The 16,796-nt window shown below is 66.3% G+C and carries 17 protein-coding genes; 6 read left to right on the forward strand and 11 right to left on the reverse strand.

Annotated features, from left to right (window positions below; translation table 11 throughout):
• The first annotated feature begins 349 nt into the window (after positions 1 to 349).
• The 6 genes from WBR68_RS28265 (at position 350) to cynS (ending at position 5,729) form a co-directional block, all read left to right on the forward strand.
• Positions 350 to 1,492, forward strand: a complete 1,143-nt coding sequence (locus WBR68_RS28265) for a sensor histidine kinase (RefSeq protein WP_230695892.1) — start codon at positions 350 to 352, stop codon at positions 1,490 to 1,492.
• A 19-nt stretch (positions 1,493 to 1,511) separates the two neighbouring features.
• The gene (locus WBR68_RS28270) at positions 1,512 to 2,150 is read left to right on the forward strand and encodes a response regulator (RefSeq protein ID WP_230695919.1); all 639 of its coding nucleotides are present in this window, start codon (positions 1,512 to 1,514) and stop codon (positions 2,148 to 2,150) included.
• Between the two features lie 136 nt (positions 2,151 to 2,286).
• A complete protein-coding gene (locus WBR68_RS28275; RefSeq protein ID WP_230695893.1) occupies positions 2,287 to 3,633 on the forward strand; it encodes a CmpA/NrtA family ABC transporter substrate-binding protein in 1,347 nt (448 codons plus the stop codon).
• Positions 3,633 to 4,475 (forward strand): nitrate ABC transporter permease, encoded by an 843-nt coding sequence (gene ntrB, locus WBR68_RS28280; RefSeq protein WP_230695894.1) that lies wholly within the window; start codon positions 3,633 to 3,635, stop codon positions 4,473 to 4,475. The genes WBR68_RS28275 and ntrB overlap by 1 nt, the downstream gene beginning before the upstream one ends.
• A gap of 4 nt (positions 4,476 to 4,479) precedes the next feature.
• Positions 4,480 to 5,286 (forward strand): ABC transporter ATP-binding protein, encoded by an 807-nt coding sequence (locus WBR68_RS28285; protein ID WP_050450341.1) that lies wholly within the window; start codon positions 4,480 to 4,482, stop codon positions 5,284 to 5,286.
• On the forward strand, positions 5,286 to 5,729 hold the full coding sequence (gene cynS, locus WBR68_RS28290) for a cyanase (RefSeq protein ID WP_050450348.1): 444 nt from the start codon (positions 5,286 to 5,288) through the stop codon (positions 5,727 to 5,729). Before WBR68_RS28285 ends, cynS begins: the two co-directional genes overlap by 1 nt.
• Positions 5,730 to 5,799: 70 nt before the next feature.
• On the opposite strand, the gene pdxK is transcribed toward cynS, so the two are convergent.
• The 11 genes from pdxK to WBR68_RS28345 all read right to left on the reverse strand — a co-directional run bounded on the left by pdxK (position 5,800) and on the right by WBR68_RS28345 (position 16,519).
• The gene (gene pdxK, locus WBR68_RS28295; RefSeq protein ID WP_230695895.1) at positions 5,800 to 6,663 is read right to left on the reverse strand and encodes a pyridoxine/pyridoxal/pyridoxamine kinase; all 864 of its coding nucleotides are present in this window, start codon (positions 6,661 to 6,663) and stop codon (positions 5,800 to 5,802) included.
• A 62-nt stretch (positions 6,664 to 6,725) separates the two neighbouring features.
• Positions 6,726 to 7,223 carry an RES domain-containing protein gene (locus WBR68_RS28300; protein WP_230695896.1) on the reverse strand — a complete coding sequence of 166 codons (498 nt, stop codon included), beginning with the start codon at positions 7,221 to 7,223 and terminating at the stop codon, positions 6,726 to 6,728.
• A complete protein-coding gene (locus WBR68_RS28305; RefSeq protein WP_230695897.1) occupies positions 7,220 to 7,681 on the reverse strand; it encodes an MbcA/ParS/Xre antitoxin family protein in 462 nt (153 codons plus the stop codon). The genes WBR68_RS28300 and WBR68_RS28305 overlap by 4 nt, the downstream gene beginning before the upstream one ends.
• Positions 7,665 to 8,744 (reverse strand): peptidylprolyl isomerase, encoded by a 1,080-nt coding sequence (locus WBR68_RS28310; protein WP_230695898.1) that lies wholly within the window; start codon positions 8,742 to 8,744, stop codon positions 7,665 to 7,667. Before WBR68_RS28310 ends, WBR68_RS28305 begins: the two co-directional genes overlap by 17 nt.
• A gap of 29 nt (positions 8,745 to 8,773) precedes the next feature.
• A complete protein-coding gene (locus WBR68_RS28315; RefSeq protein ID WP_230695899.1) occupies positions 8,774 to 9,304 on the reverse strand; it encodes a YbjN domain-containing protein in 531 nt (176 codons plus the stop codon).
• A gap of 40 nt (positions 9,305 to 9,344) precedes the next feature.
• Positions 9,345 to 10,043, reverse strand: coding sequence for a DNA repair protein (locus WBR68_RS28320; RefSeq protein ID WP_230695900.1), 699 nt, complete (start codon positions 10,041 to 10,043; stop codon positions 9,345 to 9,347).
• A gap of 4 nt (positions 10,044 to 10,047) precedes the next feature.
• Positions 10,048 to 11,745 carry a putative porin gene (locus WBR68_RS28325; RefSeq protein ID WP_050450157.1) on the reverse strand — a complete coding sequence of 566 codons (1,698 nt, stop codon included), beginning with the start codon at positions 11,743 to 11,745 and terminating at the stop codon, positions 10,048 to 10,050.
• Positions 11,746 to 11,781: 36 nt separating this feature from the next.
• The gene (locus tag WBR68_RS28330) at positions 11,782 to 12,495 is read right to left on the reverse strand and encodes a TonB C-terminal domain-containing protein (RefSeq protein WP_050450158.1); all 714 of its coding nucleotides are present in this window, start codon (positions 12,493 to 12,495) and stop codon (positions 11,782 to 11,784) included.
• Between the two features lie 17 nt (positions 12,496 to 12,512).
• Positions 12,513 to 12,932, reverse strand: a complete 420-nt coding sequence (locus WBR68_RS28335; protein ID WP_100856877.1) for an ExbD/TolR family protein — start codon at positions 12,930 to 12,932, stop codon at positions 12,513 to 12,515.
• A 9-nt stretch (positions 12,933 to 12,941) separates the two neighbouring features.
• The gene (locus WBR68_RS28340) at positions 12,942 to 14,858 is read right to left on the reverse strand and encodes a DUF2341 domain-containing protein (protein ID WP_230695901.1); all 1,917 of its coding nucleotides are present in this window, start codon (positions 14,856 to 14,858) and stop codon (positions 12,942 to 12,944) included.
• Between the two features lie 38 nt (positions 14,859 to 14,896).
• Positions 14,897 to 16,519 (reverse strand): ShlB/FhaC/HecB family hemolysin secretion/activation protein, encoded by a 1,623-nt coding sequence (locus WBR68_RS28345; RefSeq protein ID WP_230695902.1) that lies wholly within the window; start codon positions 16,517 to 16,519, stop codon positions 14,897 to 14,899.
• Between the last annotated feature and the right edge of the window lie 277 nt (positions 16,520 to 16,796).

Consider the following 16,796-nt stretch of genomic DNA (forward strand, 5'->3'; position numbering starts at 1 on the left):
CCGGCTGATGGATGACGACGTCCCATACCCCAGCGCCCTCCCCACTGCAGAGGGCGCACCTACACCATACAAGGATGACGACGGGGCAGTCCGGAGCGAAGGCTCCGGACCGCAATCGTTGACCCGCGCCGCCAGGACGCCGCCGCCCCGGGCGTCTCAAGAACCATGCTCCGGGCGTCTCAAGAACCAGGCCCAGGGCGTCTCAGGAACCTCGCCCCGGGGCGCCCCAAGAACTACGCCCCAAGCATCTCAAGCCCCCCGCACACCAAGGGCATTCCCTCCCCTCCCTCGCTCCAAGCCTCCCGTACACTCCCCAAAAATCCGCCCCGCGCCGCCATAAAGCCCCGCCATGTTCGCCGACCTGAACCACCTATCCCATCACGCCGCCTGGCGCCGCCAGTTGGAAATGTTGCTGGAATCCGCCGGCGAAGGCATTTACGGGATCGACCTGCGTGGCCGTTGCATCTTCATCAACGGGGCCGGCGCCACCCTGCTCGGCTACACCCCTGACGAAGTTGTCGGCCGCAACATGCACTACCTCATCCATCACTCCCACGCCAACCGCGCCCTGATGCCCGTGCATGACTGCCGCATCTTCCAGGCCTTTCGCGAAGGCCGTGGCGTGCGCGTTGACGACGAAGTGCTCTGGCGCCGCGACGGCTCCTGCTTTGACGCCCAATACGCCTCCTACCCCATCCGCAACGACGGCGAAGTCGTCGGCGCCGTCGTCACGTTTTCAGACATCACCGACCGCAAGCGCATCGAACGCGAACTGCACAACACCCAGGCCCTGCTCGAACGCCGCGTCGGCGAACGCACCGCCGAACTCAGCAACGCCCACGACTCCCTGCGCCGCCTGTCCTCACACCTGTCCACCCTGCGCGAAGAAGAGCGCGCCCACATCGCCCGCAACATCCATGACGACCTCGGCGCATCCTTCACCGCCCTGCAACTGGACCTGAACTGGCTACGCCGCCAACTCGGCGCCAAGCCCGAACTGCAAACCCACGTTGACCGCATGCTGGAAGTCACCCAGACCGCCATGGGCGCCACCCGCCGCATCCTCAGCGACCTGCGCCCCGTCGTCCTTGACCACCTGGGCCTGTGGGCCGCCCTGGAAACCCTGCTGCAAGACCTGCAAACCCGCACCGGCCTGCAATGCCGCTACCTGTGCCCACCCGACACCGAACGCCGCCGCCTCGACCGCAACGCCGAAATCGCCGTCTACCGCATCGTCCAGGAACTGCTGACCAACGTGCAGCGCCACGCCTGCGCCCGCAGCGTCAGCGTCAGCGCCGTCTGGAGCGACGACGGCCTGCTGCTGACCGTGGAAGACGACGGCATCGGCATGCAACTGCCAGAAGCCCGCCACACCTTCGGCATACTTGGCATGCGTGAACGCGCGCGCGGCATCGGCGGCGACCTTGCCCTGGACAGCGCCCCCGGCGCCGGCATGCGCGCCCGCCTGCGCCTGAACCCCACCCGCGCCTGAACCCTACTTGCCCCGCTCCATGGCCCTGAACCTGCTCATCGTCGACGACCACCTCATCATCCGCCGAGGCCTGGCCCGCATCCTGGAAGAAGACCCGCGCGTGGCCCTCGTACACGAAGCCGCCGACGCCCCCTCCGCCCTGCGCGCGCTGCGCCAGACCCGCTACAACGCCATGGTGCTGGACGTGGCCCTGGGCGAACGCGACGGCCTCGACGTCCTGAAAACCGTGCGCGCCGACTACCCCGCCCTGGGCGTCGTCATGCTCTCCGTCTACCCCGAAACCCAGTTCGCGGTGCGCGCCCTGCGCACCGGCGCCCACGCCTACCTGAATAAAGGCTGCGACCCCGACGAACTGCTGTCCGCCCTGATCAACGCCGCCGCCGGCAAGCTCTACGTCACTCCCACCGTGGCCGAACTGCTGGCCCACACCGTGCGCCAGGACAGCACCCGCCCCCCGCACGAACAACTCTCCAACCGCGAATTCCAGGTCCTGCAGTTGCTGGTGGCCGGCCGTTCGGTATCCGCCATCGGCGAACAACTGGCCCTGTCGGTCAACACCATCTCCACCTACCGCAGCCGCATCTTCGAAAAGCTCGGCGTGCGCACGCTCGTCGAACTGGTGGCCTACGCCAACACGCACCACCTGGGTGCGCTCTAGCCGCCTTGCGCACCAGCACGGCGCAGCGTCGCACCGCGTAGTAGACCCCCTACACGCATATCGTCGAACCGGGGATACCGGCCCCGCGCGCCCGGCCCCATGATGGCTCCAATCCCCCCCTGGCCGGAGCCATCCCATGTCCCTATTCAGCAATCCGTTCGACGCCAACAGCCGTCTTGCCTGCGGCTGCGGCCGCCACGCCTCGCAAGCCGAACATGACCGCGCCGTGCAGTCCGTCACGGACAATGCAGTCGACCAGGCGGTGATGCGCGCCCTGTTTCCGGAAGACGGACTGCGCCGCCGCTTCCTGCGCGCGGTGGGCGGCGGCACCGCCATGGCCGCCATTGCGTCGATCTTCCCGCTGGCCGCCGCCCGCGAAGCCTTCGCGCAATCCACCGGCCCGCTGGAAAAGCAAAAGCTGAAGGTCGGCTTCATTCCCATCACCTGCGCCACGCCCATCATCATGGCGCACCCCATGGGCTTCTATGCCAAGCAAGGGCTGGACGTGGAAGTGGTCAAGACCGCCGGCTGGGCGCTGGTGCGCGACAAGGCCATGTCCGGCGAATACGACGCCGCCCACATGCTGTCGCCCATGCCGCTGGCCATCTCGCTGGGCGTGGGCGCCAGCCGCGCCGTGCCGTGGACCATGCCCGCCGTGGAGAACATCAACGGCCAGGCCATCACGCTGTCCATGAAACACAAGGACCGCCGCGATCCCAAGGACTGGAAGGGCTTCAAGTTCGCCGTGCCGTTCGACTATTCCATGCACAACTACCTGTTGCGCTACTACCTGGCCGAACACGGCCTGGACCCCGACACCGACGTGCAGATCCGTTCCGTGCCGCCCCCTGAAATGGTGGCCAACCTGCGCGCCGACAACATCGACGGCTTCCTGGCGCCCGACCCCGTCAACCAGCGCGCGGTCTACGACGGCGTGGGCTTCATCCACACGCTGTCCAAAACCATCTGGGATGGTCACCCCTGCTGCGCCTTCGCCGCCAGCCAGGAATTCGTGAAGACCATGCCCAACACCTACCAGGCCTTGTTGAAGTCCATCATCGAAGCCACCGCCTACGCCCGCAACCCCGCGCATCGCAAGGAAATCGCCGCCGCCATCGCCGCGCCCAACTACCTGAACCAGCCCGTCACCGTGGTCGAACAGGTGCTGACCGGCACCTACGCCGACGGCCTGGGCAAAGTGCTGACCGACCCCAACCGCATCGACTTCGATCCCATGCCGTGGCAGTCCTTCGCTGTGTGGATCCTGACGCAGATGAAGCGCTGGGGCCAGGTCAAGGGCGACATCGACTACCAGAAGGTGGCCAGCGAGGTCTTCCTGGCGACCGACGCCGTGCGCCTCATGCGCGAGGCCGGCCTGACCCCGCCCGCCGAATCGGCCAAGAGCTTCAGCGTCATGGGCAAGCCGTTTGACCCGGCCCAGCCCGAGGCCTATCTGGCCAGCTTCAAGATCCGGAGAACCTGATGCGGTCGGTGCAATATTGGCGGGCCACGTTTCTGTCCGTCGCGCTGTTCCTGGCGTTTTTGCTGCTGTGGCACGCCGCCACGCGCCCCGACACGGGCGACGTAACGGTGGACCCGGCCTACGCCGCGCTGGTCGGCAATGCCGCGGCCAGCGGTTCCAAGACGCCGTTTCCCGGCCCGGCCGACGTGGGTGAAAAGCTGTGGCAACACATCAAGGACCCGTTCTATGACCGTGGCCCCAACGACAAGGGCATCGGCGTGCAACTGGCGTATTCGGTAGCGCGCGTGCTGGCCGGCTTCAGCCTGGCCGCGCTGGTGGCGATACCGCTGGGCTTTCTGATCGGCATGTCCAAGACCGTCTACCGCGCCTTCGACCCCTTCATCCAGGTGCTCAAGCCCATTTCACCCCTGGCCTGGATGCCGCTGGCGCTCTACACCATCCAGGACGCCGACACCTCCGCCATCTTCGTCATCTTCATTTGCTCGCTATGGCCGATGCTGGTGAACACCGCGTTTGGCGTGGGCGCCGTGCGGCAAGACTGGCTGAACGTGGCGCGCACGCTGGAAGTGTCACGCCTGCGCACCGCCTTGCAGGTGATCCTGCCCGCCGCCGCGCCCACCATCATGACCGGCATGCGCATTTCGGTAGGCATCGCCTGGCTGGTGATCGTGGCAGCGGAAATGCTGATCGGCGGGACCGGCATCGGCTACTTCGTGTGGAATGAATGGAACAACCTGTCGATAGCCAACATCATCTGCGCCATCTTCTTCATCGGCCTGATCGGCATGCTGCTGGACACCGTGCTGGCACGCGCCGCGCGGCTGGTCAGCTATCGGGAGTAACGCCATGAGCCATGCATTCCTGCAAGTCCAGGGCCTGGGCAAACGCTACCCCGGGCGCAACGGCCAGCCCCAGCCGCCCGTGTTCGAGAACGTGGATTTCGACATCGAGCAAGGCCAGTTCGTTTGCGTGATCGGCCATTCCGGTTGCGGCAAGACCACCATCCTGAACGTGCTGGCCGGCATCGACGACACCAACGAAGGCGTCGTCATCATGGACGGCCGCCAGATCTCGGGCCCGTCGCTGGAACGCGGCGTGGTGTTCCAGGCGCATGCGTTGCTGCCCTGGCTGACCGCGCTGCAAAACGTGGAATTCGGCGTGCGTTCGCGCTGGCCCGCCTATAGCCGCGAGCAAGTGCGCGAACACAGCCTGCGCTACCTGGACATGGTGGGCTTGGCGCAGGCGGCCGGCAAGAAGCCCAGCGAACTGTCGGGCGGCATGAAGCAGCGCGTGGGTATTGCGCGCGCCTTTGCCATTCAGCCCAAGATGCTGTTGCTGGACGAACCCTTTGGCGCGCTGGACGCGTTAACGCGCGGCACCATCCAGGACGAGCTGCGCGGCATCGTGCAGCAAACGCGCCAGACCGTATTCATGATCACGCACGACGTGGACGAAGCCATTCTGCTGTCGGACCGCATCCTGCTCATGAGCGCGGGCCCCTACGCCCGCATTGCCGAGTCCGTCAGCGTGGACCTGCCGCGCGACCGAACCCGCGCCAGCCTGCATCACGAACCCCGCTACTACGACATTCGCAACCATCTCGTCGACTTCCTGGTCGACAAGGCATCCCACAAGGAGGGAACCCCATCATGATGTCCCGCGCTGAAGTGACCGAACTGGTCGTTACCCGCAAACTGGAAAAAAAGCTGTCCTGGAGCGCCATTGCCGAAGCCGTCGGCCAAAGCAAGGAATGGACCACCGCCGCGCTGCTGGGCCAGATGACGCTGACCGAAGAACAGGCGCTTGCCGCCGCCCGCATCCTGGACCTGCCGGATGACGCCGTGCTGCAACTGCAAGTGGTGCCTTACAAGGGCTCGCTGCCCACCACGGTGCCTACCGACCCGCTGATCTACCGCTTCTATGAGCTGATCAACGTCTACGGCACCACCTTCAAGGCGCTGATCCATGAAGAGTTTGGCGACGGCATCATGAGCGCCATCGATTTCAAGATGGACTTGCAGCGCGAAGCCGACCCCAAGGGCGACCGCGTGCAGATCGTGATGAGCGGCAAGTTCCTGCCGTACAAGATGTATTGATGGCTTGGGCTGCGCGCCCCGCGTCAAGACCGGGGCGCGTTTGGGTTGCTGTGTTGGCTGCTGTGTTGGCCTAGCCTTCCACCGCCAACTCTTCCCAGCCCAGCTCGCGCGTGCGCTGCAAGGTGGCCGTGACTTGCGCCGCCGCCTCGCGCGCCGCTTCAGGCAGGTCCTGTCCGGTCAACAGCTTGGCCGTCAGGCTGGCCATGAACACGTCGCCGGTGCCATGCACCGACGGCGGGATGGCGATTTCCGGATGCGTCACGACGTTGAGCGTGTCGCGCGTGACCACCGCCAACTGCAAGGCGCCCGGTTCCGCCGCCATCGGCGCGGCGCTGGTCACCACAATCCATTGCGGCCCCAACGCGATCAGTTCACGCGCCGCCGCCGCCACCTCGTCCATCGTCGCCAAGGGTCGGCCCACCAGCATTTCAAGTTCAAAGTGATTCGGCGTCATGCCGTCGGCCAGCGGCACCAACAAGTCACGGTACTGCGCGACCAGACCCGCGTCCACATACAAGCCGTCATTGCGGTCGCCCATGACCGGGTCGATATGCACGCGCAGGTCCGGCCGCGCGGCGCGCAAGGCCGGCAACCAGCTTGCCAGCAGGTCCGCCTGCCCCGGCTGCCCCAGATACCCGCAGACCACAGCGCGCGCCACGCGGGTCACGCCGCGCTCGTCCAGGCCCTTCAACAAACCGGCGAACCAGTCCAACGAAACGGCCCCGCCATGCAGCGTGGGATAGTGCGGCGTATTGCTCAGCACCACCGTGGGCACGGCGATGGCGCGCAGGCCCGCGCGGCGGAAGATCGGCATGGCGGCGTTGTTGCCGACATAGCCGTAGACAACTTGGGACTGGATCGAAATGACGTCCACCTGCGCGGTGAAGGCGGGCAACGCTGCGCCGGGCGTGGGGGCAGCGGAAATGGCGGTCATACGGCGGGCTCCTGACAGGAACTTAAGGTTGCATGCCGGCAAGCGACCGGCTGCGCAACATTCTAGTCCGCTGCGGCGCCCTGGCATGCCGCGGCCAGCCAGGCGGCGCCGTCCCGCACCGCGCGAACAACGCCGCCTAGGTGGGGCGCGTAGGGATAGGCCACCGACGACACGACCCGGCATTGCCCCATTTGCGGATGCGCGGTGTTCATCAAGTACTGGACGCCGCCCGTGGCGGTCGGCACGCGCAGCAACAGGGTGTCACCCCCCGCCAGCCAGGCGTCGCCCACCGCCCGCGTGGCGCGCAGATCGGTCTGCCAATGCGGCGGAGGCTCGGCCACGCCCACCGCGCGAGCGGGCGCCCCCACCTCCAGCAGCAGGTAATCGCGCGGCAAGGCGTCAGGATGCGGCACCTCGGCCAACGCCAGTCGCGCGAGCACCGCGGCGGCCGGGCTTGCATCCAGCACGATCACCGGGGCGCCCGCCTCGTGCCACCGGCCCGCCGGCAGCGCGCGCGGCTGCACGTCCTGGGCATTGCTCAAGCGCCACAGGGCAATCATGGGCCGTTTCCTTCGTCGATATCCACCAGCCATTGTTCGATCTGGGCGGCGTAGCGCCCGTGCTGGCACACCCGCAACGGCACCCGTCCAAGCAGCCGCCGCTTGGGCGCGCTGAGCCAGCGATACGCGTGATCGCGGTCGCCGAAAACCAGTTCAGCCAACCACACCACCCGGATAGCGCGATGCAGCACGCGCAGGTCAGCCAGGTCCAGGCCCAGCGCACGCGGTGCCTGCGCGGCTGTGGGTTCGGAGATTCCCGAGGGCATTCCCAGGGGCACGCCCATGGGCATCAACGGAAACCAACGCGCAAGATCATTCGGGAACGCCTGGCGCAGCGCTTGCAGTAACGCCGCCGCGCTTCGCAAGCTGGCGGGCGGCTGGGCGTGGCCCAGCACCCGCGTCAGGCGCGCGTCCAACGCCACCGTGACGGCGCTTGCCGCGTCACGGGGCGCGGGCAACGGACGGCGCGCCTGCCTGGGCGGCCGCGTTCTGTTCGAACGCGGCATTGAGGGCAGCGCCATCGATGCTGACGGTTCCGGCATTCAGCAAACCCTCCATATAGGCCCGCGCGGCCAGTTCCTGACGTTGGTTACGCAGCGCGGCGCGCAGCGCCGGCCTGACTTGGTCGAACGGCGTCACGCTGGCCGGCTGCAACGCCGCCAGCTTCAGGATGTGAAAACCGGCGGCCGACTGCACCGGGGCCGACACATCGCCGGCCTTCATCTGCTGCACCACCGGACGCATCTCCGGCGTCAACTGCGTCAACGGCACATAGCCGATGTCGCCGCCTTGCGCGCGCGTGGTCTCGTCACGCGAATTGGCCTGCGCCAGCGCCGCGAAGTCGGCCTTGGGCGCCTGCGCCCGCTTGGCCAGGTCCAGCGCCTGCTTGCGCGCCGCCGCCACCGCGTCGGCATCCGCCAACGGCGCGGGCAGGAAGATCTGGCTGACGCGATATTGCGCCGGCTCGGTCAGTTGCGGCTTGGCGCGTTCGTAAGCCGCTTGCAGCTCAGCCTCGCCGGGATAATCGTCCGGCGCGCGGCTGACGGATTCCAGATAGCTCTGCACCACGATGCGTTCCTGCGCAGCCTGCACCGCCTGTTTGATATCGGGCTTGTCCTGCCAGCCCTGCGCGCGTGCCTGCTCGATCAGCGCCTTCTCGGCCAGACGCCCGCGCAGCCACTGGTCCAGGCCCGCGCGGTTGTCCTGCAATTGCTGACGCGCCTGCGGCGGCAAGGCCTGCAATTGACGCATCAATTCGTCGCGTTCAACACGCACGGTGCCCAAGGTGGCAATGGCCGGGGCTTGGGGAACCGGCGCGGCCGTCGCGACCTTGGTCGCCGTGGCGCCCGGCGGCGAGGCCGCGGGCGCGGCGGACGCCACGGCTTTGGCCGGCGCCGGAGCGGGCTCGCTGCTTTGGGCATCGTTGCCGCGCATCAACGCGACGGCGCCCGCCAGCACCGCGATTAGCAGCACGGCTGCCGTCACGCGCAATTGCTTGTTGGAAGTCAGAGTCTTGGTCATGGATTGCACCCTTTGCCAGGCAAGCCGCGTTAGGCTAGCGCCGTTGTCTCGGCCGCGTCGGCTTCCGGTTCGGTTTGCGGCTCGGCCTGCTGCTCGGCTTGCGGCTCGGCTTGCACTGCCTGCCCCGCCTCGCCTTGCTCCGCCGAGGCGTTAGCGCGCAAGAACAACAGAAACTCTTGCAGCAAGCGGTCCCAAAGTTCGGTCGTGGCGCGTAGATACGATTCCGACACGCCGCCGGCCACGATCACGTCCAGTTCCAACACCAGGAACACGCCTTGCACCGACAGGCGGGCAAAGCGCTTTTCCACGTTCCATCGCTCGGCCAGACCGGCCGGCAGCTCGCCTTGCACGCGCAACGCGCAGCTCAGCGTGTAGTCCAGATAATGGCCATCCTGCTGGGCCGGGTTGCCCATGCGGGCGGCAAAGCCCACGCCCTGGCTGGCACTCAGCAGTTGCACCATGCCGTTCTGCTCGGACAGCGTTACGCGGTAGCCAACGGATTGCAGCAGGGCTTGCAGGCGTTCGGCGTTCACATCAAGAATCAGGTTCGATTCGGTCATTTCAGGTTTCCAGGAATAAAGAATGGGCAATCGGGAAAGGCTACGGCGTGGACGTTGCAGCAGCTTGACTTTGGGGCGCTTGCGCGTCGTAGAGCTTGTCGCCGTACGCCTGCGCCTGCTCTTCGAACTGCACGCGGGCCTTGCCCGCAAAGGGTTGCTTGAGCGCCAGAATGTCGCCCGTGCTGATCCGTTCATAGGCATTCAGAATGTCTTTGCCGGCCTGGTACATCTCGCGGTTTTTCGCCAGGCACACCTTGACCTCTTCATCGCGCTGCGCCAGGTTGCGCGCCAGCGCCACGCGCTCCGTTTCCTTGGCGCGCGCCAGCGTCAACAGTTCGTCGTAGGCGCCCTTGAACTTGCCCAGCTGCGCATGGCTGGCGGCCACTTGGGCCTGGGCGCTTTCCGTCAAGGCGTCTTGTTGCGCCGCCAGCTTCTCGGCCTGCCCACGGCTCTTGGCCAACTGCGCGCGCAGCGACTCCAGCTCTTTCTGCGCGGCGTCCAGCTGCGCTTGGGTGGCCGCCTTGGCCGCGTTGATCTGGGCTTGCTCGCTTTGCAATTGCTGTAGCTGCTGCGTGGTGCTGCGCAACTGGGTGCGCAGGCGCTCTTCCATGGTTTCGGCCTGAACGCCGCCAGACAGGGAAAGGCCCGCCGCGCACAGCGCCACGGCGGCGGCCAGACGCCGGCCGCGCCCGGCCGTGGGGGAATGACGGGATTCATTCCATACGAGGTGCATGTCCATGGCCTTAGAACCTGGCGTTGATTTCGAACTGCATGGTGTCGATGGCCAGCGGCTCACCATAGATCTCCTTGGTGCTCATCCAGCGGAACACGCCATACACGTTCTTCTCGAAGGCATAGCCCGCGCCGATGTAGTAGCCGCGCGCGTTGGTGCCGCCCTGATGGAACGACGAATCGTTGAAAGCATCGGGCAGTGCGTCCGGCTGAATGTACTTGTAGCCAACGAAGGCCAGCCAGTCGCCCTTGTCTTTCAGGTCATACGAACGGCCCAACGTGGCTTGCAGCATCCAGGCGTTGGGGCCGCTTTCGACGTTGCCGTTGTCGTCGAAGTTGTTGACGATGTAGCCCTGCGAGCGGCTGGCCATCTTGCCCTTGCTGTAGGCCAGGTTGTGGATGAAGTTGCCGTTCACGCGCAGGCCCAGGCCATCGAACACGCGGGTATCCCAACGCAGGTTCAGATCCAGCAGGTCGAACTTCGAGGCCAGGCCCACGTATTGCGGCTGCGGCGTGTTGGCCGGGTCGAGCGGGTTGGGGGCGATATTGCGCAAGAGGAACAACGTGTTGCCCTTTTGCATGAAGGCGGGCCGCGACCAGTCGGTATCGCAGTTTTCGTCGCCCGCCCACGGCGAGCACGCGCTTGAGCGCTTGCCGGCGATGTTGTCGAAGTGGTAGTACGCCAGCGCCCCGCGCAGGCTGTTCTGGTTATTGACCTTCCAGTCGGCGCCCACCTGCGCGCCCAACAGCCATTTGTTTTCGCTTGCGCCTTCCGACATGGACGACGCGTTCCAGCCGTTGTTCGCGTACTCGGTCGCAAACGCGCCCAGCGTGCCGAACAAGGTCACATCGCGGCCTTGCAGCGGATGCTTGAAGATGGCCGCGATACCGTCGAAATTCAGATCATTGGAGAACAGCGTATCGGTGGATTCGAACGGGTTGGCGATGCGGCCGCCGGTTACCGTGGCCCAGGTGGCGGGACGATAGGTCAGGTAAGCCTGGTCAAGCCAGATTTCCTTCTTGCCCATGCCGCCGCCCAAGGTCTGGGACGTGGATACCGGGCTGTCGTCGCTGCCGGTGGCCAAGCGGATGCCCGCCGTCCAGGCTTCGGAAATTTCGGCGCGCACCCCAAGACGGGCGCGAATGCGCAACTGGTTGCGGCGGTCTTCGCGCGTGTTCAGCATGGGCGGATAACCGCCGTTGCTGTTCTGGTTGACGTCGTACGGGCCGTTGGCGTTGAGCTTGGCGAAATTGACAATCTCGTTGCTGTTGCTGCCGTTGTAGAAGCGCGATTCGTCACGCACGCGGACGTCGCCTTCCACGGTGATGCGCGACACCCATTCCGGGAAGGTATTGGGTTGTGCCCAGTTCTCTTCCTTGGCCTGCACCATGACTTCGGCCTTGACCTCGTCGCGGATCTGGTCGCGCACGGTCTGCGGAATGTAGGGCACACGCACGTCGCCCGCTTGCGCCACGGCGGCGCCGCGGTCGGCGGGCGGAGCGTTGCGCGCGGCCTGGGCTTCGGCCTCGGCCTGCGCCACCAGCGCGTTGGCCTGTTCGGGCTTGAGCACGCCTTGCTGCACCAGCAGGCGGATCAGGTTGATGGTGGCGTTCTCGGACGGCGCGGGCGCGCTGTGCGCCGGCAGCGAGGCGGCGCCCGCCACGGCCAACGCCAGCGATGCCGCCAACCGGTTCAATGGGAACTTCATGCTCTTGTCACTCCAGGATCAATTCAATGTGAGACATCAAGACGGGCGGCGGCCTGTCAGCGAGGCACGGATGGGCATGCTGGCCGAGGCCGGCGGTCGTTCGTCCAGGCCCGGCACGGCGCGCAGCGCGGCGATCACACGGGCGTCGACGTCGGCGTCACCGCTGCCACGGGTCAGTTCAACGCGGGTCACCTGGCCCGACGCCGTGAGCCAGATGTTGGCTTGCAGGCGGAAAGTCAGATTGCGGGTACGTTCGTCTTCGCGCAGGATCTTCTGCAGCGCATAGGCCAGGTATTGGCTATAGGTGGCGTTGCCCGCGCGGCCACCGCCCCCGCCCGACATGCCCTTGCCCTGCCCCGCACCGATGTTGAAGGCGTCGCTGCCGGCTTGCGCGTCGCCGTCGATCTGCATCGGGTTGGCCAGGTCGTCGGCCGGGCGCGGGGGCGCCTCGTCCTGCGGCTTGGGCGGTTCGGGCGTGGGCTGCGGTTCGGGCTCGGGCGTGGCCACGGGCTCTTCCTTGGGCTGCTCGGGTTCCGGCGGCTTTTCGGGTTCGGGTGGCGGCGGCGGGGGTGGCGGCAGCGGGATGATGGCCGTGACCTTGGGCGCATCGCGCCGAACGCCGGACATATCGTTGGCCCAGCGCCAAAGCGCATAGGCCGCCACGATCGCCGCCACCACCACGGCCGCCAGCTTCAGCCAGCGGCGCGCCGGATGCGGATCGCGCGAGGAATCGGATGCATGTTGCGGCATGACGTCGGTTCCGGCCTCTATTGCGGCTTGCCGGTGACCAGGCCGACCTGTGCAAGTTCCAGGCGGCGCAACAGGTCCAGCACTTCCACCACTTTCTGGTATTGCACGGCGGCGTCGCCGCGCACAATGACCGGGAAGTCGGGGTTCAGTGCTTTCTCCGTGCGCAGCCGGTCTTCCAGCTCGGGCAAGGTAACCGGGTAAGCGTCCAGGAAAACCTGGCCGGCGTCGTTGACGGAGATCGCCTTGGTTTTCGGCTGCGACAAGGCCACGGTGGAGCTGGCCTTGGGCAGGTTGACCTTGATGCCGGCGATCTGCGCGGTGGCCGTCAGAATGAACATGACCAGCACGACCATCAGCACGTCGACCAGCGGCGTGATGTTGATGCCGTCCACGGGCGCGTCGTCGTCATCGTCCTGGGAAGTGGATACGGAAGCCATGGCTGCTCCTTACGCTTCAGCGGACGCGGGTTGCACGTCGCGCACGGCCGGGCGGCTGGCCGCCGGGGCGCGCACTGCCTGCTGATGGGCGGCTTCCTGCGCTTGCGTTTCGCCGTGCACTTCAGCCAGGCGCGTGACGAACTCGTCGACAAACACGCGCATGTCGGCGCTGACTTCCTTGTTGCGCGACACCAGGCGGTTGTAGCCAAACAGCGCGGGGATCGCGACAAACAGACCCATCGCGGTCGCCAGCAAGGCGGCGGCCATGCCGGGCGCGATGGCGTTGATGTTGACGTCACCCGCCATGGCCGTGCCCAGGAACACGACCATGATGCCCAGCACCGTGCCCAGCAGGCCGATGTAGGGGCCGCCGGCAATGGCGTTGGACAGCGAACCCAGCTTCGAGCCCAGCGCCAGGTTTTCCTTGGTGCGCACCGCGTCCATCGACGCGCGGATGGCTTCGATGGTGGCCGTGGAAATGGACGTGGTGTCGGCTCCTTGCGCGCGGCGCGTCCGGATCTCGTTGATGGCGACGCGGTACAGGCGCCACAGCGAGGCGTGCTCAACGCGCGTGGCCAGCGCCTTGTCGTCCGCCAGCAATTCCAGACGCTGGCCAACCGTGGCGAAGGCGTCGCGGAAGGATTCGTTGGCGCGCGCCACGCGAGCCACGTTGCGGCTCTTCTTGAACATGATGATCCAGGACTGCACCATCATCAGCACCAGCACGCCGATGATGATCCAGGCGTCGATCGGCACGGCGTTAAGCAGAAAACCCAGTCCGCCAAAGCCAAAGCCGGATTGCTCTTCATCGGCGCCGTAAACCACCAGGCGCGACTCCGCGCCTTGCGAGGCCGCGTCGGCGTAGATCAGCGCAGCGGGGCGCGCGACCTTGGACAGGCGCACTTCGTCGATCGCGCCCACGAACGGCGCGTACGTCGGCTGCGGCGCCGGGACGACTTCGGCAGGCGTCGTGCCGTCCGCGGCGGGGGTGGCGGGGATGGCGATGGGCGCGGCCGGCATCGGCACATCGCCACCCAGCGCGGCAGTGGTGCCAAGCGGCGGCAGGCTCGCGGCCAGCGATGCGGTGGCACGACCATTCACATACAAGTGGACCTGGCTGCCATCGGCCGTCACGGCAAGGTGTTGCCAGGCGGCGGGCGTCAGCGGTTGGCCGGGTTGGCTGCGCTGGCCGTTCACTTCCACAAAGGGCACGCCCTGGTTGATGCCGATCAGCAAGGCGTTGCCGGCGTCGCGACGCGCGTAGATCAGTTGTTCACCAGCCGGCTGGTCGGCACGCACCCAGGCGCTGAACGTGAACGCGCCCGCGGCAGGCATGGCCAATGACGGGCTGGCCGGCAGCATCAGCGGCGCGGCGCCCGTGAATTGCGCGGCGCGGCCGATCACGCCGTCCACCATCGCAGCGGTCGGCGTCTGGCCGTGGTTGCTGTAGCCCGTGGTGTCGCGGGGCGGCGCACCGGCGGCGCCGTCAAAGTGATAGACCAGCGTGTAGTTGAGGTCGAAGCTCAGTTGGCCGTTGGCCGAGGCGGGCGCCTTCTGGTTGCCGTAGTACATCCAGATGTCCTGCCGCTGGCCATCGGCCACGTCCGGCACGTCCACCCACACCAGGGCCATCCCCAGCAAGGGATCGAACGATTCCAACTGGTGGTTCAGCACGGTCTGGTCGTCGGCCGCCACAAAGCGGATGTCGGCGCCCTTCTCGTTGATGCCATCGAAGGTGAAGTTGCCCGTATGCAGGCGCACCAACAGCGGCGTGCGGCCGGCGGGGCCGCCCAGCGGCATGCCTTGCGCGGTGCTGTCGACGGTGATTTGCTTGCGGTACTGCCAGTCTGGTTGCCACCAGGCGTTGGCGGCGGACGGCAGTACGCCGGCCAGCACGGTTAGCAGGAGCATCAATAGGCGTTGCATGAGTAAGACTCCGGGGTGAATGGGGTAAACGCGTGCGCTCAGAAGTTGGCGCGGACGCTGAAGTTCAGACGGGGATCATGTTTGCGGGTATTGGGGCCGTCCTTGAGCGGGTAGCCCCAGTCCAGCGAGCCGGACAACCAATCCAGCACTTGCAGGCGGGTACCCAGGCCCAGACTGGCCAGTGAATAGCTGGCGTCCTGTTCGGGCAGCGGATCACGCAGGCGCAAGCTGGCGGCGTCGGCAAAGGCGTAGAAGCGCCATTCGTTGACGTTGGCGCCCAGCCAGCGTGCCAGGGAAGGCGTGCGCCATTCCACCGACGCCAGCACGCCGTCGTCACCCGTGCGTTCCGCGGCCAGGTAGCCGCGCACACTGGTCGCGCCGCCGGCAGAGAACTGCTCGTTGGACACCAGCGCGCCCGAGGCCAACTGGAACGAGCCGCGCAGGCCCAATTGCCAGTCGCCAAACAGGTTGTGCGTGTGCGTGCCGTCGCCGCGCAGCAAGGCGAAGCTGGGGCTGGCCCGATAGCGCTTGTCGTCGAATTGCTTCCAGTCGCTGCCTTGGTTGAAGAAGGAACCGCTGGCGCCCACCACCGACAATCCCAGGCTGCTTTGCGATGACTCGGAATAGCGGTAGCCGTTGTAGGCCAGCGTGAACGGCAGGTACTTGATGGGGATCTGGTCTTCGTTGTCGCCGAAGCGGGTGGACTCATCGAACTTCTTGTAGTCCAGGCCGATGGACAGCGAATTGCTCCAATCGCCTTGCGGGTCCATCGTGTAGATGGCGGACAGCCCGAAGGAATAGCCCTTGCCCAGCACGTTGGTGCCGCCGATGGTGGCGACGTTGCTGTCGCTCTTGTAGCCCGAGAATTGCAGGCCCCAGCGCGGCGTCAGCGGCATGGAGTACGAGCCCGACCACACCTTGGCGTTGTCGGTTTCCTGCGGCGCGGTGAAGAAGGTCAGGCTGACGGAGTGGCCCAGCTGCCACAGGTTGTCGTAGCCCAGCGACGCCGTGCTGCGCAGGCGCGAGGTGTCGGCGCTGTAGTCGTTGTTCAGGCCCAGGCTGGCGTGCCAGGGGCTCTTGTCTTCAACCTTCAGGTCCACATCCATCGTGCCCGGGAGGCGCCCTTCCTTCACCAGCGGCACCACCTGGCGGCTGGCGCCCTTGTTCAGTTGCGTCAGCTCGGCCTGCGCGCGATTGAAGTTGGGCACCTGCCCTTCCTGCAAGGCGGGCACGTCGTCGCGGATCGCCAGGGGCGAATAGTGCTGCGCGCCCACCACCCGCACGCGGCCGACCTTGGTTTCCGACACCTGCAAAAAGACGATGCCGTCGGCCACCTGCTGTTCGGGCAGGTCCACGTAGACCGACTGGTAGCCCTTTTCCTGATAGATCGTCTGCAAGGCCTCGCGCGCTGACTCAATGTCGGCCAGGGTGCGGTCGGGTCCCAGATAGGGATAGACGGCGCGCTCGATGTCACGGGCTTCAAGCACGGTGTTGCCGCGCACGATGTATTCGTTGATGTTGACGCGGCGCACCGAGGTGGCGTCAGCCCCGGCCGCGCCTTGCGCCCAAGCCGCGTTCATCGCGACGATCAGCACGAACGCCTGCGGCGCGCGGCGCACGATGGCGCGCAGTGCGCGGCCCCTACTTTCGAAATCATGCATAGCGATGCACTCAGTTCCTTGTGTGAAAGCCGGTCTGGTACCGGCCGCTACCGTGCAGCGCGCATCGCGACAATCCCGTTACGGTTTTCGCCCACAACCCCGCGTCTACAACTTCTGCTTGTTACTAGACGTACTGGCAGGCCCAAGACCGCGCGTTGTAAGAAAAACTTCACGAAAAAAATCAAGGCGTCGACCGATCCGAACGATCTCGCGGGGATTCTGGCGACGCCACATGACGGCGCCAGCAGCGCAACAAAAAAAAAGCGGCCAGTAGCAA

The organism is Achromobacter sp. JD-1 (assembly GCF_038594925.1).
GTDB classification, from domain to species: domain Bacteria; phylum Pseudomonadota; class Gammaproteobacteria; order Burkholderiales; family Burkholderiaceae_B; genus Achromobacter; species Achromobacter spanius_C.